Below are 24,590 nucleotides of genomic sequence, written 5' to 3' on the forward strand. Positions count from 1 at the left end.
TAATAGTTTCTGAAACGTAAAATTAAGAATAAATGATTCCAGATTCTGTTTAATATCATGTTTTAAATGTATGAAATTTCGCTCCGACATACCTTCCTCTCAAAGGTAATACCGCTATTTAAGCAATTCATTCAACTGACACTTTTACTATAATTTTTGCAATTAACCACCTTTAATCGGTCTTTCCGTTACCTGATGACTTGCGTGAATTATTCTCAAACCTTTCATTATACCATTGATCTAGTAGATCGGCTTTCTCATCAGAAAGAGATTTCAAGGCTTTTTCATACTCCTTCGTTAAAAGTGTTTTATCAAAACTCACTTTTTTAAGAATATCTTTACAGTATTCAAGCTTGTCCATTTTGTAAATCAGTATTCAGAAAAGTGCCGGAAATAGTATCCGGCACATCTTCCCCTGTTTAAAAGCTAATTACTGCCTCAATGTTGATACCATCAAATTCGCCCCCATTATATTTGGTGCCTGTCCAGCCTTCACCTTCATACTTTTGATTTACATATTCCAGTTTGGCCATTACGTTTTTGGTCATATACCAGCCACCTCCTATATTCAGCCGATTTATTTCTTGCGTTAAAGCACTTTCTACCATTTCTCCGGAAACAGTGTTGTATCGTCCTCCCAGATAAAACTGTTCCGTACTTCCAAAACGATAAAGAAGTTCTCCTGCTAACTGTGTAAAAGCTCCTCCGCCTTGATCGTCACTGTTTGAGGCTACCTCGTATATGCCAAAAAATTCCAAACCTTTATATTTGATAAACGGGTTGATCTGAATAGCAGTTAATTCTCTGAATCTTGGGTTAAATCGTCCTTCAAAAGGCCCTCCATCACCATCTAAGGTCTCCATTACGTTATAATATCTGCTCCCTGCACGGTCTCCACCATAGATCCAGGTTCCTGTAGTGGTTCCTTTGTTAATATACCAGGAGCTTGTCAAACGCAATCTGAAATCATCACTCAACTGGTTATCATAACCCAGTTTTCCGAAAAAGGAAGCTTTGTTGTCAGAGTTGTCATTGACTACTACATTTTGATTCAATTTACCATTTGTTATTCCAATGACTCCCAAAAAACCATTTTTCATAATAGTAAGCTCACCGAAAGCCTCGGTAGAAAAAGCATCCATGATATAATTGCCTACAAATGGGTTAAAAATGGCCCGTGCATTATCACTTCTTCTGAAGTGGGCATCTCCATAATTGAACTCGTCCAAGCCAATGGTTATACGGGCTACATCCATAAAACCTTGTAGAAAACCCGGTTTTATAAAGTCTAATTTGTCAATTTGAAGATAACCTCCTTTTACCCATGCCTCCTGGTGATTTTTGGATGATAAATAAGTTCTCAAATGCATTCTCAATCCATCATATAGCTGGACATCAATGTTAAGATTGGCTGTAGGGAGGTTGAAATTTGTACCCAAATCTACCAGACTATCCAATGAGTTGGTTTGGTTTATACTTTGGAACTGCATGGCAAAATCACCTCCGATTCGTACTCTCACTCTATCAAACTCCACGGTGTCTTGCTTGGAAGGTTCAAATACATTAAGCCCGGCTTTATTATTAGGCCGGAAATGCTGTAGGGCAGGCTGCTGCGCATATGCTACACCTGTTGTAAGAAGCACCATTGAAAGTATGGTGGTTCTATACCAATTGTTGCTCGTTTTCATCATTATCTGAATTTTAATTTATTAACTTAAATGTTATTTTAAAGGAAATTTCTAGTTCATCATCGGCTTTGATTGTTCCAAATACAGCTTTTGGAGAATCAATTTTATATTGCGTGAAAGTAATGGGAAATCCCTTACTAACGGAATCGCCCATTCCGAAACCTTGTACTTAATTTGAAGTGGTATCATGCAGGTGCTGGTTACTGCAAGAGTGATTTCACCTTCTCCCTTAAATCCCTGATTTGGGGCAAGTACAAGGGTTTGTTGTGCTATTGACTGCCTGCCCGACATCAACCAAACAACCAGGACAAGAATCCAAATGTATTTTCTAGTGCGTCTCATTAGTTATTTTAGTTTCGTAATCATATCCTATAGGTATATATGAGAAAAAATGCATGATTATTATCTTTTTAGAAATCCCCTTCAAATGTATTTAGATATGCTTGAGTAAGCTGTATAGTATTGTGTCTATTATGTATGAATTCTTGTTTTGACAGGGCTGAATGAAAAATATTGATTTGCCCTGCCTGCTAAGGTGACTCCGGACGAATGCCAATATCAGGAATGGAAGGTGTGAAAGAAGAAGGGCAGGTACAATGGTATAAATTGTATTTGCGGAATTACTGATTAGTATTTAATCTCAGAAGCTAAAAAGGAAATTGCAATTAAGAACATATAGTTGATTTCAGATTTTACGTTTTGATTTCAACACCTTTTTTAAACCATAGATCCGATATCAGATGCCATAGACGGATAGGAATAGACCATGTCCCTGATGTCCGAGACCTTAAGCTTTGCCTTAATTGTCATAGCAAAAAGGTTGATCATTTCTTCAGCATGAGGGCCAATGATGTGGGCTCCTAAAATGTACCCTTCTTTATCGGAAATGATTTTATAAGCATAAGTTGATTCATTGATCCGTTTGGCATTGTACCAACTTGATGCTGAGCTGGCTTTTACCTGATATTCTAAACCTGCCTTCTTTGCCTGTGCTTCCGTCATGCCAACTGCGGCAAGTGTGGGCAAGGTAAAGACTGAACTGGGCATTTCCGTGTAGTCAGGCTTTTTGGAGTTACCCCGTATAATATTGGTTGCCACTGCATGGCCTTCCATAACTGCAACAGGTGTGAGATTGAGACCTTTGCTATCAGCCGCATCACCTGCTGCATATACCCGTTCATTGGTTAAACTTTGTAGGTATTCATTTACGTCAATCCCTTTCTTGCCGTAGGAAATGTTTGCCTTTTCCAGGTTCATGCCATCCAACTCCGGTACTCTACCTGCTGCATTCACCACCAAATTCGTTTGAATAGTTTTTTCACCCCCTTTTGATTCTGCCTTTACGGTATAGCCACTATCCTTTTTTTCAACTGCAACCACATCCCACTCAAGGTGAAGTTCAATCCCCAATTCCTCAGTAGCTTTGACCAAGTGCTTCACGATATCAGACTCAAAGCTTTCTAAAGGCATTTTGCCTCGGTGGAATATGGTCACTTTACTTCCGGCCCTGACAGCCAGGTGGGCAAACTCCATCGCTATATATCCGCCTCCAATAAAGGTGATGTGCTCAGGGAGTTTTCCCAGATTTAGAAAATCTGTGCTGTCAATTGGTAAATTACCCCCTGGAATATCAAGAACAACAGGTCGGGCACCTGTAGCTATCACTATTTTATCAGCTTCCAGTAGGTCGTCTCCGATGCGCACCGTGTTTTCAGATTCAAAGCTGGCTGTTCCATGATACATTTCTACACCTGACTTTTCATAGCCTTTCTCCACATTTTTAGGCATTTTGGAAACTAACTCATTTTTGTAAGCCATCAAATCCTGCCAATTGATGGAGATATGTCCTTGAATACCGATTCCCTTCATTTTATTGGCCCGGTCTATAATTTCAGCAGCTCCGACTAATATTTTCTTAGGATCACAACCGCGTAGTGCGCACGTTCCACCATACGGTCTGGAATCTGTAACGGCAGTCTTTAGTCCTTTTTTAGCACATTTATTGGCAATGGTCATTCCTCCCATGCCTGATCCGATTACAATTACATCGTATTTTTTCATCAGCAGCAATTGTTTTTACCACCTTCCTGAATGGGAGGACAGGCATTTGTTCCATAGCTGCAATACACGCAGCAATCACCTTGTTTTGGCTTTAATACTTCTTGGCAGTTTTCACATTCGTAAAAGTATTGGCATGCATCCGTAGGCATGATTTCTTCTTTTTGATGTCCACAGTTTGGACAGGTAATGGTGGATTGTAATACGATCTCTTTTTCCATTATTAATCGATTTTAGGTTTTAGTACTTCTGCTTTATAGGTTGTTTTTTCTTCAATTGCTGCAATAAGCTGTTCAGGTTGGGTTTGTTTGGGGTCATAATCCACTACAGCTATATCTCCGGGATATTGCACTGAGTTGTCAATCACCCCTTTTGTTTCTTTCAAAACCTTGTAGAGATGACTGGCACAACCGGCACAGGTGAGCCCGGTGACTTTGAGCTTAACTGTCTCACTTTTCTGAATAGTTTTGACTGTTTTTTGAGGATCAGCAGATTGTGCCATTCCATGTCCTGCAAGCAAGAAGATGAATGCTAGGCTGAAAATTATGGGTTTCATTTTTCTATTAATTTAAGGTTACTTCTTTTATAATTTTCTTGCCAGTGACTTTATAGCCAGTGGCTTCCTCCACCGCAGTTGCCAATTGCTCAACAGATACTTTTGATTGATCAAACTTTACCAATGCAATACCGTTTTCGTAGGAAGAAGAAGCTTCGAGAACGCCTTCGCTATTATTAAGTGCTGCATTCACGCTATGCTCACAACCGGTGCAGGTCATGCCTTTGATACTAAGCTCAGCATTCAGAATATCATTTTCACTTACCACGATAACATTGGATGTATTGCTATTGTCAGAGAAAAAGATGCCGGAATAAGTCGGAAAAGCAAGCATCAATACAGCAAAGACGGTAACGATTCCAAGAAACTTCTTAGACTGCCAAAAAGTGGGCTGTTCATCGTCCTCGCAAGCGCATTCAATTTCTTCCTGTGTCCTTGGCTTTAATTTCTGGTACCAGGCAAACCCTAACACCAAAACTGTAAGACCTATTAAATAAGGCCTGAATGGCTCCATCCATGAAAAGGACGATGCAATGCCTCCTATGCCTGCGAGTGTCGCAAAAACAGGGGTGACACAGCATAGTGAAGAAGTGAATGCCACTAACAATCCGGCTCCAATGTTTTTTGATGAGGTATTTGATTGGTTTGAACTACTCATGATATTGGTTCTTTCTTATTGTCAATAAACAAGCTCTCTAATACATGTCTTATGATCTGGATACTACCTTCTACCAAAAAGTAGAACACGGTTTGCCCCACCTTCTCACTTGTTACAAGCCCACCTTCTCTCAATTTCTTCAAATGTTGGGAAATGGCAGGTACGGTCATTTCCAAAATGTCGCTCAGGTCACAGGGACAAAGTCTGGTTTCTTTGTTAAGCAGGTACAGAATTTTTAATCGGACTTCATTGCCCGACAGTCTCAATGCCTTAGCTGCCGTAGTTATTGATGGTGCGACTCTGTTAATTTCTTCTTTGCACTGTTTGATCTGTTCAACATCTGCAAAAACTCTGATACACGATTTACTCATACTTCTAGTTATTTAAGCAACTACTTAAACAACGAAGATAAGAAATAAAAGTTTAAGCAATTGCTTAAATAAAGTGAATTTCAAAAAAATAACTTTAATGCAACTTCGTATGCCAGTTCAATGCCTTTTGAGAGTGTAAGCCTCTGCCACATTGCAAACATTTGAAATGTCTATCTTGCCCGTTTACAGTGTGGCTTTTAGGTTTGTAAACGGGTTTTCTTCTAGCTGATAGCAGATTTTCTGCCACTTTTCCAACAAATAGCTCGGCATAGTTATAGCAGGTCACCGCCAGTACTCCGGATAAAAATACTTTGGTGAAAGCAGTGATTAATTATGGTTCGAGGAATGAAAAAGGATTGTTGTAGGAGCAGCTGATTACGGATTCCTATTTTGAGCGTTACCTGCTTCATTTACTACTGCCGGATTTTTTTGAAACCATTGCGATCATTGATGGGATGAAACTAGGGGTGGGGTTTGGGTATCCGGTGATAGGGGCTTCTCGTCAGCCAACGAGCCACTGTGTTGATTCTGCTAAATGCTGTTCCTTGGTAATTGAGCCACTCTTTTTCTGTGCCATTCCTTTGAATCCTGCCGTAAGTCTTCTCCCAGACCAGTTTGAGGATTTATCGTTCTTCCGGCTCTGAAAACACTAAATCTAGATAAAGCACTTTTCGGGTATACTCCCAGAACTGCAGGATGAGTGAAAGTAAGAAAATACGCCCCGCCTCTAGCTTTTGTTTCTGTTTTTCGGCATTATAATGTCTAACTTGCCTTTTTAAGGTAGCTTTAGCATTTCTTAGAATTTAATGCTTCAAAAGCACCTCAAAAAAATTGGGTTTAAATAGTAATTGGAAAGGATTTTAAATCGTGATTTTATTTAGGGATAAATATTTCGCAAGTATTTATTAGCTTTGAAATGTTAATGTTTGAAAAAATCTTATTATAAGTCTAAATTAGTAACTAATACCTTTGATTCATTTCCTATAGTTAAGATTTTTTGTTCAAACTTTTTTAAACAAAGTCTAAAAATTATGTTCAAACCTTTTTAAACAAGTGTTCAAACTTTATTGTTGAGCCCTATAACTTTAAGGAGCTTATTCAGCTCCTTTTTTTATTTCTTTTTGAATCTATTATTTTAATTTCATAACAATTGGCTAAAGTAAAATCAGCATATTTCTGTCAGGAATGCGGACACGAATCACCTAAATGGGCTGGGAAATGCCCTTCTTGCGGACAATGGAATACCTTCGTGGAAGAGGTAATCACCAAAGAGCAATCCTCAAGTGGCTATCAATCATCTAGCAAAAGAGCCAATAAACCAGTAGCGATACAAGAAGTAGAAAGTACTAGTGAAGCCAGAATCAAAGTAGCTGATCGCGAACTAAGTCGTGTTTTAGGTGGAGGAATTGTACCTGGTTCATTGGTTTTAATTGGCGGGGAACCCGGTATTGGAAAATCTACTTTGATGCTTCAGATTGCCCTTCAACTTTCTAATCTTAAGGTTTTATATGTAAGCGGTGAGGAAAGTGCTCAGCAGATTAAAATGAGAGCTGATAGAATGGAACATGATTCCAAAAACTGCTTTATTCTGACCGAAACCCATACTGCTGATATTTTCAGGGAAGTGGAAGCTTTAGGGCCTGATTTGCTGGTGATTGATTCTATTCAAACTTTACATTCCCCAAAAATTGAATCTGCTGCAGGTAGTGTTGGTCAGGTGAAAGAATGTACCGCTGAATTAATGCGATTTGCTAAGGAAAATAAAATCCCCGTATTTTTGATTGGACATATTACAAAAGATGGAGCAATTGCTGGACCTAAAGTTCTGGAGCATATGGTAGATGCTGTATTGCAATTTGAAGGGGATCGGCATCTTACTTATCGTATTTTGCGGACCACCAAAAACAGATTTGGTTCTACCAATGAATTGGGAATTTATGAAATGATGCAAAACGGTTTGCGTCAAGTTAGTAATCCATCCGAAATACTAATTTCCCAGAAAGATAAGAACAGCAGCGGAACTGCAATTGGTGCTACTTTGGAAGGTAATCGCCCTCTTCTAATTGAAATTCAAGCATTGGTAAGCCCTGCTACATACGGTACTCCCCAACGATCTGCAACAGGTTATGACAACAAAAGATTGAACATGTTGCTGGCAGTTTTGGAAAAAAGAGGAGGCTTTCGATTAGGCATTCAAGATGTGTTCCTAAATATTGCAGGAGGAGTTCGAGTCGAAGATCCCGCTATTGACCTGGCAGTTTGCGTAGCCATTATTTCTTCCTTAGAGGAAATCCCTTTGTCTTCCAAAACTTGCGTTGCCGCAGAAGTTGGATTAAGTGGAGAAATTCGTGCTGTAAACCGTATTGAAAACAGAATAGCGGAAGCAGAAAAATTAGGCTTTACAGAAATATTGGTTTCCAAATTTAGCATGAAAGGAGTAGACACTTCTCGCTACAGTATAGAAATCAAAACTTTTAGTCAGCTTAGTGAGGTAGTGAGCTATTTATTTGGGTGAAAATTGAATTCTAAGGTCTTCTGATTAAAGATATAACTCCTATCAGTAAATACTTTTACAAAATAGATTTGAAATGCTAAATAATCCGGTTCACTGAAAATTTAATATGAAATTAATGGCCTTTGACCGATACTATGGGCAATTACAATAGCGGTGGTTCCATTTGTCGGATGGAGCCTTCAACCGTCCCGAGGGCTTAGCAGGTTTTTTGATTATTTTTACTTCTTAAAAAGAAAGTCATCCCCCGCAACCCATGAACTTTTTAAAATCCATCCCTTCTGGAATAATTCCGTTTCTCTCCTCTTCTTCTTTTTTAGGCTTTTCTTGCTCCTTTTTTTTAGGAGTTATATTTTCAGACTTCTCCTTTCTTTTAAATTGAGTTTCCTTATCCATACATTAAAATACGGGAATCAAATCTATTAGTTCTTAAAAAAAGCTGTCTTTGCTAAATATCATAAACATCGATAAAACTAATTGCTTTGTGAATTTCCTGCCTTTTCGTATCTTTTGGTTTTAATACTAAATTTTATGCTCAAAAAAAGAATTTTTGTAGGTCTTGCCATCAGCTTAGCTCAGATTTTATTGTTTTATGGGGTTTATCAATCGCTTTTTCTATTTGAATCCTTCTTTAGTGAAGAAGCAAAAAGAACAGTTTTTGAGAACCTATTTCTAGATTGGTTTTTTAATGATTACGTTTTGGTATTTGCTTTACTTATTGTTTTGCAAAATACTTTGATCATCATCACATGGCGTAAAAGATGGACTTTTATTCTTCGCATCATCACTAGTATTCTGCATGCCCTATTCTGGATCCAAAACATGGATGCGCTTTACAGTGAGTCTTTAATTTTAGGAGGAACGGGTATTTTACTTATTTGGCTTGGCCCTGCTTTTGAGACAATTTTAATTTCTGCACTTGGTATTAAACATCCTTATAGAGAAAGAGAATTTTACGAAGATTTAGATCAAAAGGAGAAATAGCTTACTAGGACATTTCTTTATATTGCATATTATGTAATTGATGATAAAATCCACCTTTTTCAAGAAGCTCTTGGTGTGTACCTGTTTCTTTGATTTCACCTTTGTCCAAAACAATTATTTTGTCGGCTTCCTGTATGGTAGATAATCGATGAGCTATCACTATACTGGTCCTTCCTTTCATCATTTTCTCTATCGCATTTTGAATCATTTCCTCTGTTTCCGTATCCACAGAAGATGTGGCTTCATCCAAAACAATAATTTTAGGATTGTAAACCATTGCTCGAACGAAGGAGATTAGTTGCCTTTGCCCAACTGATAATGTTGCTCCTCTTTCCATCACATTATAGTCATAGCCACCAGGTAACCTTTCAATGAATTTTCTTGCCCCCACTAGTTCAGCTGCCGCTTTCACTTCCTTTAGGCTTATATCCGGGTTTCCTAAAGTGATGTTGTAGAGTATAGTATCCGAAAAGAGAAAAACATCTTGCAAAACCACTCCTATATTTTGGCGTAGTGCATATAAATCATAATCCTTCAAATCTTTCCCGTCCAATGTGATTTCTCCTTTTTGGATATCATAAAATCTGCTTAGCAAATTAATGATTGATGATTTTCCGGCCCCTGTTGCACCTACTAAAGCAACAGATTGACCTTCTTTTACATCAAATGAAATATTTTTCAATACTACATCTTCTTCATTATAGGCAAATTCCACATTCTTAAATGAAATGTCTCCTTTAACCTTTTCAGGTGCATAATCTCCGCTATTAGGGATGTTCTCTTTGTTATCCAATAAGTTTAAAATTCTGGACGAACTCACAATCCCCATTTGCAAAGTGTTAAATCGATCGGCAATCAAGCGGATAGGTCTGAAAAACATTTGAATATAGAGAATGAAAGCAATCAACATACCTAAAGTAATGCCGGTTTCTACTTCATTAACTACGCCTTTGGCACCATACCAAACCAATAATCCTATTCCGGTTGCTTGAATTACTTCCGCTACAGGGAAATAAATGGAATAATATAAAACAGAGCGAATATTGGCTTTTTTATGTTCCATATTGATCTTTTTAAATTCCTCATATTCCCTTTTCTCAGCGGTGAAAATCTGAACAATAGACATGCCCGTTACATGTTCCTGCACGAAGGAATTTAAATTTGAAACTGCATTTCTTACTTGATTAAAGGCAACTTTCACTTTTTCTTTAAAAATATAAGTGCTTAAGAATAGTAATGGCAAAGTGGCCAGAGAAACCAATGTAAGTTTCCAGCTCATGGCAAACATCATCCCCAGTATAAAAAGGATTTGAAGAATATCTCCAATCATGGCGGCAAGCCCTTGACTAAACACATCGGAAAGCGTTTCCACATCGGATACATTTCGGGTAACTAATCTTCCGATCGGTGTTTTATCGAAAAATTTCAAACGTAAGTTCAGAAGGTGGCGGTAAAGTTTAATCCGGATATCACGAATGATATATTGACCCAACCAACCAGATAAATAAGTGTGGCCGTATTGTACTATGGCTTGCATAACTAGTAGACCGACCAAAATCAAAGTCATGTTTATCAGCCCCTGAAAATCTCCCTGTGCAATGGGGTTATCTATAGCTTTTTGAATAACAAACGGCCTGGCTGGAGCTAATACTGCCAAAGCTAAGGTTAGAAACACTAAAAAGTAGAAGCGACCTTGATAGGGCTTAACAAATTTGTACAAGCGCCTCAGGACACTAGTATCAATTATATTTCCACTTTTTATATCGTCTTTCTTCACTACCTTGTTTTATAAATAAATATCCTTAGGATATTGAACTTCGGTTAAATATAAGCCATGAGCCGGAACTGCTCTCCCCGCTGATTTTCTGTTTTTAGCTTTTATGATCTCCTCAAAATTCTCTATGCTTATTTTATGTTGGCCCACATCCAATAATGTACCGACAATAGCTCGTACCATTCCTCGCAAAAACCGATTTGCTTTGATGTGGAAAACCAAAGAATCTACCTCTTGTTTCCAAATGGCTTCGAATATACTGCAGTTGAACGTAAAAACGTCTGTTTTCACTTTGCTAAAGCTTTCAAAATCTTGATAGTTTAACAATTTTTCTGCTGCCAAATTCATTTTTTCAATTGCCAGCTCTTGAGTAAAAAAATAAGCTTGATCAATAGCAAATGGATTTTTTTCAGTCACAATATGATATTGATAAGCTCTGCTTTCAGCATCAAAACGAGCATGGGCTTCCTCTTTCACAAGCTTCGCATGCTTTAAAGCTACGTCCTTAGGAAGCATTTTGTTGGCTTTAAATACCAATTGCAGTGGATCCAACTCTCCAGAATAATCAAAATGGAATACTTGAGCGGTAGCATGCACGCCACTATCCGTTCTTCCACTACCTACAATCTCTGATTTTTGGTTTAGTATGGTCGAGAAAACTTCTTCAATTTTCTGCTGAACACCAATGGCATTGGGCTGCTTTTGCCAACCATGATATTGTGTGCCTTTATATGCTATGGTGAAAAAATATCTCATAAAAAATGAAAAGCAAATTTAAGGGATTTTATAGGAGTGAGATAATAATATTGATTCTATCTGTTTAAAATTATCGAACCATGTATAAAAAAAGTCTTTGGTTAACGCTGTGCTAAACCAAAGACTTTAAACTCAACCTACAAATATGGTGTTAGTTTTTACAAGACTTTAACATAAGCCTTGATGTAACCATAAGGGTTTTCTTCATTGTATTGAATCTCATAATCCCCAGCTAAAATCATCATTCTTTTAAATTCTGAATTTTTCGATTTTTCCCGGAATTGCTCAACCAACTTATCAGATAAAGGACTGTCTTCTGCAAAGCTTATGGTATTTACAATGGCTTTTGCTAGGCTTTCTTTATCATCAGATTGTACCTCTTCATCTTCCTTCAGCTGTTTTAAAACTTCCTTATAACTTGGAGCATCCCTCTTATCAAGAGCAATATTGACAATTCCAATATCACCTGAATTGATTTCAACAGGATCTCCGTTTCCTCCACCTCCTGAGGTACTTCCAGTCACTATTATTGTTCTACAAAAGCCATTTGGAAATCTACATGGTACAATAGTTTCAGAAACTGGGTCGCAAGGGATGCTATTTCCAAATTCATCTTCACAAGGTCCAACGGGATAAATCCTAACCAGACCTCTAATGGCTGGCAGATCTATGTCAATGTCAATCCAGCCATAGTAAGCATATTGAGCTCGTTGACTTTCAGTTTCAGGTTCATTACCATCTGGTTTAGTCGGTAATTTCAATTCCTCTTCTTGGCAACTAATCATTAAACCAATAGTGATTAGCGCAATCAGCGTTAGTGTTAAATTTTTCATGATTTTAAAATTTATAGTTTAAATAAAACCAAGCTTCGTTGCCTGATTCACTAACAGATCAAGCATTTTTAAAATTGTTACCTGTTTTTTTATTTTTTTTAGAATGTGGCTTTAAAGGTGCTTAAGTGGGCATATTTCATAACTTAAAAATGTCTAATCGAGATATTTACTTACTCTATTTATTAAAAATAACTAAGATTGTAGCATCAAAATATTAGGCTTACTCATTACAATCCTGAATTAATCGTATCGTTCTAATGCCCGAAAGCATGAAATTTCTTATTTTCGCCTCTGTTATAAAAACAAAATTATTTATGATGTCATATCAAAAGATTAACAACATCAGTGGCTGGATCATTTTCTTGATCGCTTCTGCCGTTTATATCTTCACTTTAGAGCCAGTAGCCAGCTTTTGGGACTGTGCAGAGTTTATTGCAAGTGCCTACAAATTGCAAGTTCCACACCCAGCAGGAGCTCCCTTCTTCTTACTTGTTGGCAGGATGTTCTCCATGTTTGCCAGCAGTGATGTAGAGTCGGTAGGCTTTGCGGTAAACCTTGTTTCGGCTTTGAGTAGCGGGTTTACCATTCTTTTTATGTTTTGGTCTATCAACTTGCTTTCTCATAAAATCATGAAGGTTAAAGTTGGAGAAGCAAATACGGCTCAAACTATAAAAATTATTGCAGCAGGAGCTATTGGTAGTTTGGCCTTTACTTTTTCGGACTCATTTTGGTGGTCAGCAGTAGAGGCAGAGGTATATGCCATGTCTTCTTTCTTAATTGCCTTAGTATTTTGGGCAATGTTGAAATGGGATTTGATTGAAGATGAATCTGCAGAAAACCGATGGTTAATTTTGATTGCTTATATCATTGGTATTTCAATTGGAGTTCACTTATTAAACATAGTGGCGCTTCCTGCGCTAGGATTGATTTACTATTTCAAAAAATATAAAAATGTAACCTTCAAAGGAATTTTCTTTGCGCTATTAATCAGTAGTGCAATCCTTATCGTCATATGGCAATTTATCATTTTAGGTGTTCCTAACTTGATTGGTAAATTTGAAATCTTCTTTATTAATTCTATTGGTTTACCTTTTGGTTCAGGTGCTTTAATATTTGGATTATTAATTATTGGTGGACTTACCTATGGAATTTATTATGCGGTTAAAAATGAAAAAATAACACTTCACACATTCCTTTTAGCCTTTACATTTATTCTGATTGGGTATTCTTCTTACTTTATCGTTTTAATTAGATCCAATTACAATCCTCCGATCGATCAAAATAATCCTGAAAATGTAATGACCTTATTATCTTATTTAAATAGGGATCAATATGGATCAAGACCTTTAATTCATGGCCAGTATTTTGATGCTGAAGTTGTTTCACAAGACAAGGGAGAGGCTGTTTACAGCAAAGGTGAAGAAGAATATGAAGTTACAGATTATAAAATCACAACTCAGCACGATCCTAAAAGAACCACTATTTTTCCTAGGATGTATAGTGGCGCTCCCGGTCATCCGGAAGAATATAGAAGGTGGACAGGTTTGCGTCAAAATGAAAAGCCAAACTTTGCAGACAATATCAAATTCCTATTTCGCTACCAGTTGGGTCACATGTATTTCCGTTACTTGATGTGGAATTTTGCAGGAAGGGAAAGTGATATTGAAGGTGCTGGCTGGAAAACCATGTTTCAAGACACCAGTGAAATGCCTGAAATAATGAAAGAGAATAAGGCGAGAAATAATTTTTATATGCTTCCCTTCATTTTAGGTTTAATTGGCATATTCTTCCAATATAGAAAGGACGTGAAAGGCTTTAGTGTGGTGGGCTTATTCTTTTTCTTAACAGGAATAGCCTTAATTCTCTACTTAAATTCACCAGCAACCGAGCCTCGTGAAAGAGATTATATTTATGCCGGTTCTTATTATGCTTTTGCTATGTGGATAGGTTTTGGTGTATTGGCAGTGGCCTCCTTAATAGAAAGAGCCCTCAAAAAACCAAAAGTTGCAGGTGTTGTAGCCGGAGTGATTTGTTTGATTGTGCCTGGTATTATGGCATCTGAAGGTTGGGATGATCACGATCGTTCTGATCGATATTTCTCAGTTGATGCAGCTCGAAATTACTTAGCATCATGTGAGCCAAATGCAATCCTATTTACTGGTGGAGATAATGATACATTCCCGCTCTGGTTTGTGCAGGAAGTAGAAGGCTTTAGAACTGATGTTAGAGTAATCGTTTTAAGTTACTTTAATACAGATTGGTACATCAATCAAATGCGTCAGAACGCTTATGATTCTAAACCATTGCCATTAACTTTAAGTGAAGAACAAGTAGCGCAGGGTGGTAAAAATGATTATTTACCTTATATGGGCAACACAGGTATATCGGGCGCAATTCCTATTGATCGATATTTAAGTTTAATCAGAAATAATAATAAGAGCCTAGAGGTACCGACTTCAGTGGGTAGCTACAACATGCTTCCTTCTAAAGAATTAAGCTTGAAAGTCGATACTGAGCATGTCAAAAGTTTGGGTATTGTTCCTGAAGATAAAAAAGATATGCTAGTAGATAGAATGGTTTGGAATGTGAAAGGTAATGGATTGGAAAAGAAAGACCTGATGATATTGGACATCATGAATGAAAATAATTGGGAGCGACCAATTTATTTCAACACTACCTCACTGAATGGTATCAAAATGGATTTAAGAAAGTATGTAATCCAAGAAGGATTGACATACCGTTTGTTACCAATTGAAAGGAATGATGTTCAATCTGAATTTGTCAATACAGAAGTGATGTATGAGAATTTGATGAATGACTTCCATTTCACTAATACAGCTGATCCAGATGTTTATTATAATGAAAATTATAGAAATTTCTTCTTAAATCATCGCTCTGTTTATACTGCACTGGCCAAATCATTGGTGGCAGAAGGTGATGAAAAGCGAGCGCTTGAAGTGATTGATTTCATTATCAAAAAAGTACCAAATGAAGTTGTACCGTATGATATGACGGCATTAGATTATGTTCAAGTTTACCTAGCAACTGGAAATGAAGAAAGAGCTAATGAAATCATCAATATTTTATGGGAGCAAAACTATGAGCAATTCCAGTATCTTGTGAATAATGAATTGATGTATATGGGCAGAGAAAGACAGATTAGCTTTGCAATTTTAAGTCAGATTGTCCAAATCATGCGACAATATGGAATGAATGAACAAGCGGTAGAATACCAAGATCAACTTAGAGTACTTTATGAGAGGATGTGATATTCAATAGGTAAAAAAAACCATTCTAAAATTGGAGTGGTTTTTTTACTTATCTTTTAAAAAGAACACTTTAATTACGCTCAATATTTAGTTGCATATTTAAGGGTTCTCCCTTATGATTTAAAAGCTGTTTTTGATACAGTGCTTTTTGATAAAGAAACTTTTCTAATACCCCTCTTTTTTTCCCATCAGTTCAAAATTCATTTTAAGATTTTTTGGTATTAATTTTCCATTACTCAAAAGATGATACTGTTGATATATCTCTAGCTTATCAATAGATTTAAGTTTACGTTTTGTTGCTATTCTAAAAAGCGACTTGAATACAAGTTTTTTTGCTTGTAAACTTTCACTTTTTGCAAGGTCAAAATGTAATTCTAAAGCTAAATTAGTTTTGATATCGTAGCATAAGTATCCCAACTTTTCACTTTTTTCCATTATGTAAAGGGTATCTACCCTAGAACTGCCTCTATAATTAGAAAAATCCAAGTGGATTTTTTCATCATTCAGTAAGTTTTCAAAAAGCAAATGATTAAAATAAATGGAATTGTACAAATCAGTTAGGTTACCATATGAAAAGGATAAACTTCCCATAGTATTAGTTAACTCAACGTCATAACTATTAAGTTTAATTTGGCTATCTCTTACATTTACTATATCATCTTCTCTTGTATACTCAATTAAACGTAACTGCTCCCATGCTTTTTGGTCATTTAATGAGGCTTCATAAATTTCATAATAATTTTTGTTTTTTTGTTCAGATAGAGCTTGGCTAGTTTCTTTTTTTATTTTGATAAATATTTCTATTGGGGTTAATGAGTAGACTTCAATGCTTTCAAGCTCCTTTTTTCTCGAATGCAAAGTAATACTGTTAAAGACTTCCAGATTTTTGTATGGAATTTTTAGCGTTTCAAAGCTTACATGACTAATAATCAGCGTATCTTTTTTATCAAGCTTTTGCAGTTGTAATTCAAATTGTCCAGAATCACTACTGTAAGTTCCAACCTTGGATTGTTGAAAATAAACATGGGCATAAGGTATTGCTCGATTTTCATGGTCTTTGATTATCCCCTCTGTAATTTGGGCTTGGATATAATTAGGAAGGAAGCATATCAAGCCAATCATTAGGATATTTTTTATTATTTTTTCTAGTCTTTTAATAAAAATATCACATTGGGGTCTAGGTACCATGTTCATAATTTATCTTTAAGATTAATTGTTACAATAGCATATGATGCTTTCCTATGTTTTTCAAAATCTTTTTCATTAAAATGTAGTCTTTCGCTTTCGTTTTTAACTTCAAAAAGTTGTTGGATAAGTTCTATTTCAGCTAAAAACTTAATGCTATTATTTGTGACTAAATTTTCTTCCATTAGTGCTTCTAGTATTAATAAATCAAACATGTTCATGTTGCTTGGACTTAAATAATAGGAACCATTATCAAGATTTTGTAGTAGTACTTTTACTTTTCCATTGTCTACAATAACTGAAAGAAAGTAATCCTTTAACATGGCCGGATATTCCCACAAAATAGTTCGGTTTCTCTCATTATACTCATCTACCTGAGATGCGTTGGTAAAGGTAGATAGATCGATATCTTTAGCAGACTTAGATTGAAAGTCTAGGAGAAGTTTATTTACAGTATGATTCTTTTTGTTTAAGTAATAAAGAGTGTCATTCATCCACGATGAGAAGTATATCGCATTTTTGTTCTGAAAAACAGCACTTGCGGGTTCTCGATTAAATTTTTCTTCTATTGATTTAAATGGAATTTGGCTTGCTGTTAGCCCATAATCGTTGTTTAAAAGATTGTAGCGATGAAAATTACCTTGTTCAAGAGGTCTTGAATCATTCCAAACAATATAATTATTGTCAAAATAATCTAAGCGATCAGGATTATAATTAAATGGCACTGATCTTAGAAATTTTCCATCAAGATCATACTCAATCATTTTTTTTAAATCCATTATAACGAGCTTTTCCTTTTTGGCAATATAAATCACATCGTATATTTCAAGGTATTCCTTAGGTCCTCCACCAAAGGCATTAATTATATTTATGACATGCAGTTTGTTGTTTAAAACATATATTTCCTGCGCATTTTTTGAGTCAACTAAAATTAGTCCATCATCATATTCAATAATTTTGTCAGGGTAGCCTTCAATAGGAATGACGGAGTCATTTATGAAATCTACTTTAAAATCATGAATGAATTCATCCACACTTTCTTTTCTTTGATCTCCATTTAAGTCTATTCGTATTTGGTTAGTTAATTTATTTTCCTGTGGGGTTTGTTTTGAGCAGGAAAAGAGAAATGTGATACCAATTAAATATAAATACTTCTTAATCATCTACTATGTTTTATGAAATAAGAAAAACAAGAGCCTTGAAACTATGGCTCTTGTTTTAAAAAAATTATCCACAAAGCTGAGGCGTACATGAGCCAGATCCTGATTTGCATTTGACTTGACCTCCTGCCTCAAATGAAACTTCAATAGCCCCATCGCCAGTTGTGTTTCCACCAAGTTTAATAGAGAAACATGCAGCTGTTTTCTGACGATACTGACAATCATCACAATCTTGGGCTTGAAGCTTGGTCGGTGTATTTGCTGTTATCAAAAAAAGGACAGCAAATAAGGTTAATAGGTTTTTCATAAAACATTTATTAATGGTTAAAAAAAATTTAAATCAACTCAATTAACCCTTAATTGTATTCAAATGAAAATTAAATATATCTTTTGGCGCCTTCAAGATAGGAATAATAGTCATTTGCTTTATAAGGGTTTGCTCCAGTTAAACGGAGATAATCTTAACTTTTTACAGTTAAAATTATGTTGATAGTCGAAATAAAAAAAACAAATTACCTTTCCAAACTAATTATTGAAATTTTCAAGAATTATTATATAAAACCTTCTAGAAAAATTATTTATTAAGAGACTTAAAGATTTAAAGAATGTATTGAGAAATATTTACGATCTCCATTCAGTATTAATTTTGGTATGAACATGACAGTGCAGATTGTTATAGTTTTCGAACTCTTTCGTCAAATAGCATTTATTTTATGAAGAGGAATTAGCATTTCCCACAATAGATTCGGAGTTTTGTCATTTAATCTATCATAGTATGACAGCATTTAACAAAAGACCAAAACTTAACGATAAGGATTATATTTTCGGCACTCGTGCTGTCATTGAAGCTATTCATGCCGGCAAGGAAATGGATAATATTTATATTGATAAAGAGGTTCGAAATGATTTGGTGAGTGAGCTGATGGATTTATGTAAAGAACAAAAAGTGCCTTTCACCAAAGTCCCTATAGAAAAATTAAATCGCATCACCATGAAAAATCACCAAGGAGTCATTGCTATGGTTTCTGCTGTGAGTTATGCCTCTTTGGATAATGTGATCAATGAAGCTTATGCCAAAGGGAAAGATCCATTGATCTTGATTTTGGATCGAGTTACGGATGTGAGAAACTTTGGCGCCATTGCCCGTTCTGCAGAATGTGCGGGAGTAGATGCGATAGTAATTCCATTCAAAGGAAGTGCCCAAATAAATTCCGATGCAGTAAAAACTTCTGCTGGAGCATTGCATTATATTCCTGTTTGCAGGGAGAACAGTTTGAAAAACACTGTAGAATATTTGCAGAAAAGTGGCTTACAAGTGGTGGCTTGCACGGAAAAAGGGAAAGATTTAATTTATAATACACCTATGGCACAGCCATTAGCCATCATTTTAGGCTCAGAGGAAGATGGAATTAGCAATGATTTAATCAGAACAGCTGATTTTCTAGCCAAAATTCCCATGACCGGAAAGATAGCTTCTTTGAATGTTTCCGTATCTTGTGCGATTGCAGTTTTTGAAGCGGTTCGCCAACGTAGTGTAATTAATAATTTATAGTTGGATAATTAGTAATTGACTTTGTTCAATGCATTGTTAAAGAGTTCCTAATTATTAATTCGTAATTACGAATTAATAATTAAATCAATTGTCTTTTATTTTAATCTTAATGGTAGGCTTATCTTGTTGCTCTTTACTGTTGGCCTTATTATTACCTTCAGAATTTGGTTCTGGTAAACGTAATTGTTCGTCCAAAATCTCCTCAGTGATCATGCGGTTATTCAGCTGACTAGCATAACTTCTCCCTTTTTTATTTCCATAATCAACATATGATCTTCCAGCCCATTCATGTGCCAGAAATAAGTCTCCAATGATTTCATAACCTACCGCAATATTATAAGCCATTCTGCCTGACTCCTTCCTATCATTAGAATTTCTTAAACCAGTTTTCCATGTATCAATGGCTGATTCCCATTGATTAACACTTGCTTGCCTGGCACCTTTACTTAAATAAATATTATTTTTAGGTTTCGCATAATAACTACGAGAAATCCTAACAGGCATAGGGGCAATTTTGCCAGCATAGGTATTGCCAACAGACTGGGCTAGATACTTTGTAGCTTGTGATTTACTAACTAGTTGAGCTAAAGCTTCTTTTAAACTTGTAGCTGAAGCTTCCCAAGTTTTATTTTGAGTATAGATATCCTGATCAATCACTGTTCTATTTTTAGCATCGTATAATCGAATACCTATTCTGGTGTTTCCAACGCCTTCAGCAAAAAATTCAGTAAATTCTTCTTCTCTTTTATTACCATCTTTATCTTCAACAGTTCTTGTATTCTTCCTTTTCCCATTGGTTACTATAAAGTTGCTGTCAAATATTTCTATTGCCAACAAGGCATCTGTATTGTACTTTCTAGTTAATTGATCTACCTGTCTCCAATCGAGTGGGTCGGGAAAAGAGCCTAATATATTTTGACCTCTTAGTTTTTCCGATGCTAATATCACATCAAAACGAGGAGAAACCCTTAAGCTATTCTGCAGACTTGAAAACATCACCATCACACCATCTTGATCTTCATTAATTCCTTCTCCAGTGAGGATACCTTCAATTACACCAACAGCATCTCTATCGTAAGCAGTTCTGTCCACTAATACTATAGACTGTATATCATTGGGAATAGTAATATCTGCTGGACGTAGCGTATTAATGGAAACAGATTTCATACAAGACGAAAAACCAATTGCCAACAGAATTATAAAAATGGAATATCTCTTCATAAATTTAATTTTATTTCAACAAATATGCGTTGAACAGAATAAATTTAGCTAATTACCCATAAATTAGTCGCATGTCTGTCAAAAAATTCTTTACACCTGACCATGTACCCATTCAAAGAGTTCAGTTTGCTGGATTGATATTTGATATACTTCGCTTAGACAAAATACATGAAGGAGCATCAGGAAACAAGTTTTTTAAACTCAAGTATAATTTTCTTGAGGCAGAAAAGAAAGGGTTTAAAAAAATCTTGACTTTTGGTGGAGCCTTTTCAAATCATATAGCTGCTACCGCCATTTCAGCAAAAGCTTGCGGGTTTCAATCTATAGGAATAATCAGGGGAGAAAAAGTAAATAATCCTACCTTAGAGCTGGCTATAAAGAACGGAATGCAACTGCATTTTATTGATAGAGAAGATTACCGAAATAAAGATCAAAAAGATTTCTTAAATGACTTAAAAAACAAATACGACAATCCTTTCATAATTCCTGAAGGTGGAACCAACGAGAAAGCTATAGCAGGAACCTCGGAAATCCATGAATTTATTCCTGATCATTATAATTTAATTACCGCTTGTTTTGGAACTGGAGGGACTTTGGCAGGCTTAATAAATGCTAAAGCTAGTCATCAAAAGATTTTGGGGTTTTCAGTTTTGAAGGGGGATTGGGTCAAAGATGAATTAAGAAATCTAGTAGATCAAGAAAAAGAAAACTGGGAATTGTCTATTCTCTATCACTTCGGTGGATATGCTAAATGGAAACAGGAGTTGATAGATTTTATAATTGAATTTTATGAGAAAACGGCTGTTCCTCTTGACCCCGTCTACACTGGCAAAATGATGTTTGGACTAATGATGGAATGGAAGAAGGACAACATTTCTTCTGATGACCATATTTTAGCGGTTCATTCTGGGGGATTACAGGGTATTGAAGGCTTTAATAAAAGGTTTGGATTTGACTTGGTTAATAAATAGTTGACTCGAGCATATTCCCAAGCCCTATTTCTAAAGCCTTACTTATGCGTCAAGCCATTTTAAGGCTTCCTCCTTGTTATTAAAATTTTTCTTTGGCATTCCGCTCTCACTAGACACTCCGTCCAATTGCATACTTGCCACACTCTTACTATGCAGTTCTGCTACTTTTTTTACCCCGGCATTAATGATTTTTTCCTGTGCTTTAGAATGAACATCTCTCACATCACCAGGATGGATAGTCATATCAGTAGCATCTGTTAATAAAGTAAAGTCTTTTGTTAATTTATGGATGGCCTCATCCCAATCATGCAGATAGCCAGGAATGTCTTCTTTATTTCTCCAGAAACCATTGATTTTCAAGAAAGCTCTGTTTTTAGAGATATCTACTTTTAAAGAATACTGCGCATTTTCTGCAATTGTGATCATATTAAAAAATTTGTTTGATTCAAATATCGCACAAATGCCTATTTTTGTTTAGGCATAAATGCCTTTTTCGATAACCATTATATTTAACCGGATAAGTAATTGTATTATATTGATTTAATTTTGTTTTGCTTTGGGATACCGCTTTTTATGGGTTACATAAAGCCTTGGTGGGTGCTGTGGTGGAATGATGCACCAAATAGACTGAAGGTGCTGAAATACTTTGGAATTCCTTTTTTGCTTTTACTTATATTAAGATTTATTATTTTGATTCAATCCGGTCTGACTATCGTCTGACCTAAGGAACTATAAAGGTCAGAAGGTAGTCAGACCAGCCTTTTTTACCTACTCCAAACCACCGAAACTTTTATATTTTTATATCAATTTCTTACTTCACAATAAAAATAAGCTAATGCAAGCTCCCAGATCGTGCTTATTTCACCTTTTCACATATCAACAGAGCTTTCTCTTCTCCTTTCATAGTGGTAGCAAAAAGATAATGCTCCCCGCCATCTTTCAAACCCAACTTCTTCTTCAACTGCGCAATAGGCATAGGAAAATTTCGGCTAGCTAAATTGGCTTTCATTTCAGGTAAATATTTTTTCAGCTCCTTTTTTTGCACTGGAATCTGATTTTCTATTTTGAAAACCCTGCCCGGAAAATCTTTTTTAATTTCCTGGCAAGTAAATAGATGAGTATTGGGATGTAGCTTCGAAAGTTGAAATTTTTGAGCCAATTGTTTGAATAACCCTGCTTTCATCATAACTGGAGAAGGTTCGTATAAAAATTGTTGAGGTATTCCGATCTTGATGGAGCTTTCCTCTTCTTTTAGTTTATCCCCGTTAAATGAGAAAATAGGCTTTCCTTCATCCGATAATTGAACTGTATGAATTTCCGGATATTCAACTGCTTCTTTATTTAAAATATAAAGTAATTCCTTTACTTCGCCTTGCCATTCGATGATGTAAACCGATTTAACTTTACTTTCAAGTTCAGCTATTGCTCGGCTAATGTCCTGCATTGGCGCAGCTTTTACCAAGATGTTTTGTGCTTTTTCGAAAATTAGCGGCAAAAGCTCTACTAAGTTTGGGCTGCAATCTTCCCATAAAAAAACTTTCTGGTTACGATCTCCTCTTCTAGCAGGATCAAGGTAAATCCAATCAAGACGGTCTGAGATGGAGGAGAGAAATTGCTCTGAACTTATATTGTGAACAGAAATATCAGCCCCTAGTTCCTGAAAATTATTTTCAGCTAAATCACATAAGTTTTGCTGCTGTTCTACATAATGCCTTTTGGCAAAATTTTGGGATAGATAGTAGGTGTCAATTCCAAAACCACCCGTTAAATCCGCAAAACTACTTCCTGAAATTAGATTTGCTTTGTACTTTGCGGTAGCCTCAGAGCTGCATTGCTCTAAAGACAGTTTGGGTGGGAACCAAACTTTTTCAGAATACCATTCTGGTAATTTCGTCTTTGCTTTTTGTCTGGCCGCAATTTGTAAAGCAAGCTCTTTTAAAGGTAAACTAGGAAATTGCTTTTGCTTTAAAACCAATTGAGCAGGATTATCCTGCTCATGGTCTTTTATAAATTTCCAGTATTCTTCGTTTTTAACGTTCAATTCCATAAGGATGAACTAAGCTGTGCTCAATCATATATTCTGCAATCTGTACGGCATTGGTGGCGGCTCCTTTCCGGAGGTTATCCGCAACTATCCACATATTTAAGGTATTAGCAGCCGATTCGTCTCTTCTGATTCTACCAACAAAAACCTCGTCTTTTCCATGTGCATTCAATGGTAATGGATAAAGGTTATTTTTTGGATCATCTTGCAATACTACTCCCGGAGTATTGGCTAGAATTTCTTTTACTTCTGCGACATCAAAATCATTTTCAAAGGTAACATTGACAGATTCGGAATGTCCGCCCATTACCGGTAAACGAACACATGTGGCGGAAAGCCCAATGGAATTATCACTAAAGATTTTCTTGGTTTCGTTTACCATTTTCATTTCCTCTTTGGTGTAATCATTTTCCATGAACACATCTATATGAGGTAATGCATTCATATCAATTGGGTGTGGATACACTTTCTCACCTACTTTTCCAGCTCTTTCATCCATTAATTGGTCAACCGCTGCCTTTCCCGTTCCAGTGACGGATTGATAAGTGGAAACCACAATGCGTTGCATTTTATATTTTTTATGCAAAGGAGCTAAAGCCATGACCATCTGAATGGTAGAGCAATTTGGATTAGCGATAATTCTATGGTCAATTTTCAATTCATGACCATTAATTTCTGGCACAATCAATTTGATGCGGTCATTCATTCTCCAGGCCGAGCTGTTGTCTATTACCACAGTCCCAATTTCTTCGAATTTTGGAGCCCACTCCAAAGAGGTATTACCTCCGGCAGAAAATAAAGCTAAGTCAGGTTTGGCTTCCACGGCTTCTTCCAAAGTGATAACGGTATATTCCTTACCCTTAAAGCTCATTTTCTTACCCGCAGAACGAGCAGAAGCTACTAAGAGTAATTCATCAAATTGGACATTTCTTTCATCCAAAACCTTTAACATTTCACCACCCACTAAGCCAGTGGCGCCTACAACAGCTATTTTCATG

The 24,590-nt window shown here is 36.1% G+C and carries 24 protein-coding genes; 5 read left to right on the top strand and 19 right to left on the bottom strand.

Features of this window, described 5'->3' with window-relative positions:
- Positions 1-172: 172 nt before the first annotated feature.
- The 8 genes from FTRAC_RS10580 to FTRAC_RS10610 form a co-directional block, all read right to left on the bottom strand.
- Positions 173-361 (bottom strand): hypothetical protein, encoded by a 189-nt coding sequence (locus FTRAC_RS10580; RefSeq protein WP_013454240.1) that lies wholly within the window; start codon positions 359-361, stop codon positions 173-175.
- Between the two features lie 58 nt (positions 362-419).
- Positions 420-1,688 carry a hypothetical protein gene (locus FTRAC_RS10585; protein WP_041650617.1) on the bottom strand — a complete coding sequence of 423 codons (1,269 nt, stop codon included), beginning with the start codon at positions 1,686-1,688 and terminating at the stop codon, positions 420-422.
- Positions 1,689-1,739: 51 nt separating this feature from the next.
- On the bottom strand, positions 1,740-2,030 hold the full coding sequence (locus FTRAC_RS10590; protein ID WP_013454242.1) for a hypothetical protein: 291 nt from the start codon (positions 2,028-2,030) through the stop codon (positions 1,740-1,742).
- 375 nt (positions 2,031-2,405) lie between these two features.
- On the bottom strand, positions 2,406-3,749 hold the full coding sequence (locus tag FTRAC_RS10595) for a dihydrolipoyl dehydrogenase family protein (protein ID WP_013454243.1): 1,344 nt from the start codon (positions 3,747-3,749) through the stop codon (positions 2,406-2,408).
- Entirely contained in the window at positions 3,749-3,967 is a 219-nt protein-coding gene (locus tag FTRAC_RS19620) for a GDCCVxC domain-containing (seleno)protein (RefSeq protein WP_013454244.1), read from the bottom strand. Before FTRAC_RS19620 ends, FTRAC_RS10595 begins: the two co-directional genes overlap by 1 nt.
- A gap of 2 nt (positions 3,968-3,969) precedes the next feature.
- Entirely contained in the window at positions 3,970-4,302 is a 333-nt protein-coding gene (locus tag FTRAC_RS10600) for a heavy-metal-associated domain-containing protein (protein WP_013454245.1), read from the bottom strand.
- Positions 4,303-4,309: 7 nt separating this feature from the next.
- The gene (merTP, locus tag FTRAC_RS10605) at positions 4,310-4,960 is read right to left on the bottom strand and encodes a mercuric transport protein MerTP (RefSeq protein WP_013454246.1); all 651 of its coding nucleotides are present in this window, start codon (positions 4,958-4,960) and stop codon (positions 4,310-4,312) included.
- Positions 4,957-5,331: an ArsR/SmtB family transcription factor gene (locus tag FTRAC_RS10610; protein ID WP_013454247.1), complete on the bottom strand. Its 375-nt coding sequence runs from the start codon at positions 5,329-5,331 to the stop codon at positions 4,957-4,959. Before FTRAC_RS10610 ends, merTP begins: the two co-directional genes overlap by 4 nt.
- Positions 5,332-6,481: 1,150 nt before the next feature.
- On the opposite strand from FTRAC_RS10610, the gene radA reads away from it, so the two are divergent.
- Entirely contained in the window at positions 6,482-7,846 is a 1,365-nt protein-coding gene (gene radA / locus FTRAC_RS10615) for a DNA repair protein RadA (RefSeq protein ID WP_013454248.1), read from the top strand.
- Between the two features lie 237 nt (positions 7,847-8,083).
- On the opposite strand, the gene FTRAC_RS19790 is transcribed toward radA, so the two are convergent.
- The gene (locus FTRAC_RS19790; protein ID WP_013454249.1) at positions 8,084-8,239 is read right to left on the bottom strand and encodes a hypothetical protein; all 156 of its coding nucleotides are present in this window, start codon (positions 8,237-8,239) and stop codon (positions 8,084-8,086) included.
- 135 nt (positions 8,240-8,374) lie between these two features.
- On the opposite strand from FTRAC_RS19790, the gene FTRAC_RS10620 reads away from it, so the two are divergent.
- The gene (locus FTRAC_RS10620; RefSeq protein WP_013454250.1) at positions 8,375-8,827 is read left to right on the top strand and encodes a hypothetical protein; all 453 of its coding nucleotides are present in this window, start codon (positions 8,375-8,377) and stop codon (positions 8,825-8,827) included.
- 4 nt (positions 8,828-8,831) lie between these two features.
- Here the strand turns inward: FTRAC_RS10620 and FTRAC_RS10625 are convergent, their stop codons facing one another.
- From FTRAC_RS10625 to FTRAC_RS10635, 3 genes are all read right to left on the bottom strand, one after another.
- Positions 8,832-10,604, bottom strand: a complete 1,773-nt coding sequence (locus tag FTRAC_RS10625) for an ABC transporter ATP-binding protein (protein WP_013454251.1) — start codon at positions 10,602-10,604, stop codon at positions 8,832-8,834.
- 9 nt (positions 10,605-10,613) lie between these two features.
- Complete coding sequence (truA, locus tag FTRAC_RS10630) at positions 10,614-11,357, bottom strand: tRNA pseudouridine(38-40) synthase TruA (RefSeq protein WP_013454252.1); 744 nt, start codon at positions 11,355-11,357, stop codon at positions 10,614-10,616.
- Positions 11,358-11,515: 158 nt separating this feature from the next.
- Entirely contained in the window at positions 11,516-12,190 is a 675-nt protein-coding gene (locus FTRAC_RS10635) for a hypothetical protein (protein WP_013454253.1), read from the bottom strand.
- Positions 12,191-12,504: 314 nt separating this feature from the next.
- On the opposite strand from FTRAC_RS10635, the gene FTRAC_RS10640 reads away from it, so the two are divergent.
- Positions 12,505-15,459 (top strand): glycosyltransferase family 117 protein, encoded by a 2,955-nt coding sequence (locus FTRAC_RS10640; RefSeq protein ID WP_041649746.1) that lies wholly within the window; start codon positions 12,505-12,507, stop codon positions 15,457-15,459.
- Between the two features lie 165 nt (positions 15,460-15,624).
- Here the strand turns inward: FTRAC_RS10640 and FTRAC_RS10645 are convergent, their stop codons facing one another.
- The 3 genes from FTRAC_RS10645 to FTRAC_RS10655 all read right to left on the bottom strand — a co-directional run bounded on the left by FTRAC_RS10645 (position 15,625) and on the right by FTRAC_RS10655 (position 18,111).
- Entirely contained in the window at positions 15,625-16,647 is a 1,023-nt protein-coding gene (locus tag FTRAC_RS10645) for a carboxypeptidase-like regulatory domain-containing protein (protein WP_185094393.1), read from the bottom strand.
- Positions 16,648-16,649: 2 nt separating this feature from the next.
- The gene (locus tag FTRAC_RS10650; protein ID WP_013454256.1) at positions 16,650-17,807 is read right to left on the bottom strand and encodes a 6-bladed beta-propeller; all 1,158 of its coding nucleotides are present in this window, start codon (positions 17,805-17,807) and stop codon (positions 16,650-16,652) included.
- Between the two features lie 64 nt (positions 17,808-17,871).
- A complete protein-coding gene (locus FTRAC_RS10655; RefSeq protein ID WP_013454257.1) occupies positions 17,872-18,111 on the bottom strand; it encodes a hypothetical protein in 240 nt (79 codons plus the stop codon).
- Positions 18,112-18,579: 468 nt separating this feature from the next.
- Between FTRAC_RS10655 and rlmB the strand changes: the two genes are divergently transcribed.
- Positions 18,580-19,356 (top strand): 23S rRNA (guanosine(2251)-2'-O)-methyltransferase RlmB, encoded by a 777-nt coding sequence (rlmB, locus tag FTRAC_RS10660; protein ID WP_013454258.1) that lies wholly within the window; start codon positions 18,580-18,582, stop codon positions 19,354-19,356.
- 84 nt (positions 19,357-19,440) lie between these two features.
- Here the strand turns inward: rlmB and FTRAC_RS10665 are convergent, their stop codons facing one another.
- Positions 19,441-20,577 (bottom strand): DUF6340 family protein, encoded by a 1,137-nt coding sequence (locus tag FTRAC_RS10665; RefSeq protein WP_013454259.1) that lies wholly within the window; start codon positions 20,575-20,577, stop codon positions 19,441-19,443.
- Between the two features lie 71 nt (positions 20,578-20,648).
- Between FTRAC_RS10665 and FTRAC_RS10670 the strand changes: the two genes are divergently transcribed.
- Entirely contained in the window at positions 20,649-21,548 is a 900-nt protein-coding gene (locus FTRAC_RS10670; protein WP_013454260.1) for a 1-aminocyclopropane-1-carboxylate deaminase/D-cysteine desulfhydrase, read from the top strand.
- 42 nt (positions 21,549-21,590) lie between these two features.
- Here FTRAC_RS10670 and FTRAC_RS10675 read toward each other — a convergent pair whose 3' ends face one another.
- From FTRAC_RS10675 to FTRAC_RS10685, 3 genes are all read right to left on the bottom strand, one after another.
- Positions 21,591-21,974 (bottom strand): hypothetical protein, encoded by a 384-nt coding sequence (locus tag FTRAC_RS10675; RefSeq protein ID WP_013454261.1) that lies wholly within the window; start codon positions 21,972-21,974, stop codon positions 21,591-21,593.
- A gap of 430 nt (positions 21,975-22,404) precedes the next feature.
- Complete coding sequence (locus FTRAC_RS10680) at positions 22,405-23,595, bottom strand: THUMP-like domain-containing protein (RefSeq protein ID WP_013454262.1); 1,191 nt, start codon at positions 23,593-23,595, stop codon at positions 22,405-22,407.
- The gene (locus FTRAC_RS10685) at positions 23,579-24,589 is read right to left on the bottom strand and encodes an aspartate-semialdehyde dehydrogenase (protein WP_013454263.1); all 1,011 of its coding nucleotides are present in this window, start codon (positions 24,587-24,589) and stop codon (positions 23,579-23,581) included. The genes FTRAC_RS10680 and FTRAC_RS10685 overlap by 17 nt, the downstream gene beginning before the upstream one ends.
- Between the last annotated feature and the right edge of the window lies 1 nt (position 24,590).

The sequence above is a fragment of the Marivirga tractuosa DSM 4126 genome (genome assembly GCF_000183425.1).
Classification (GTDB): Bacteria; Bacteroidota; Bacteroidia; order Cytophagales; family Cyclobacteriaceae; genus Marivirga; species Marivirga tractuosa.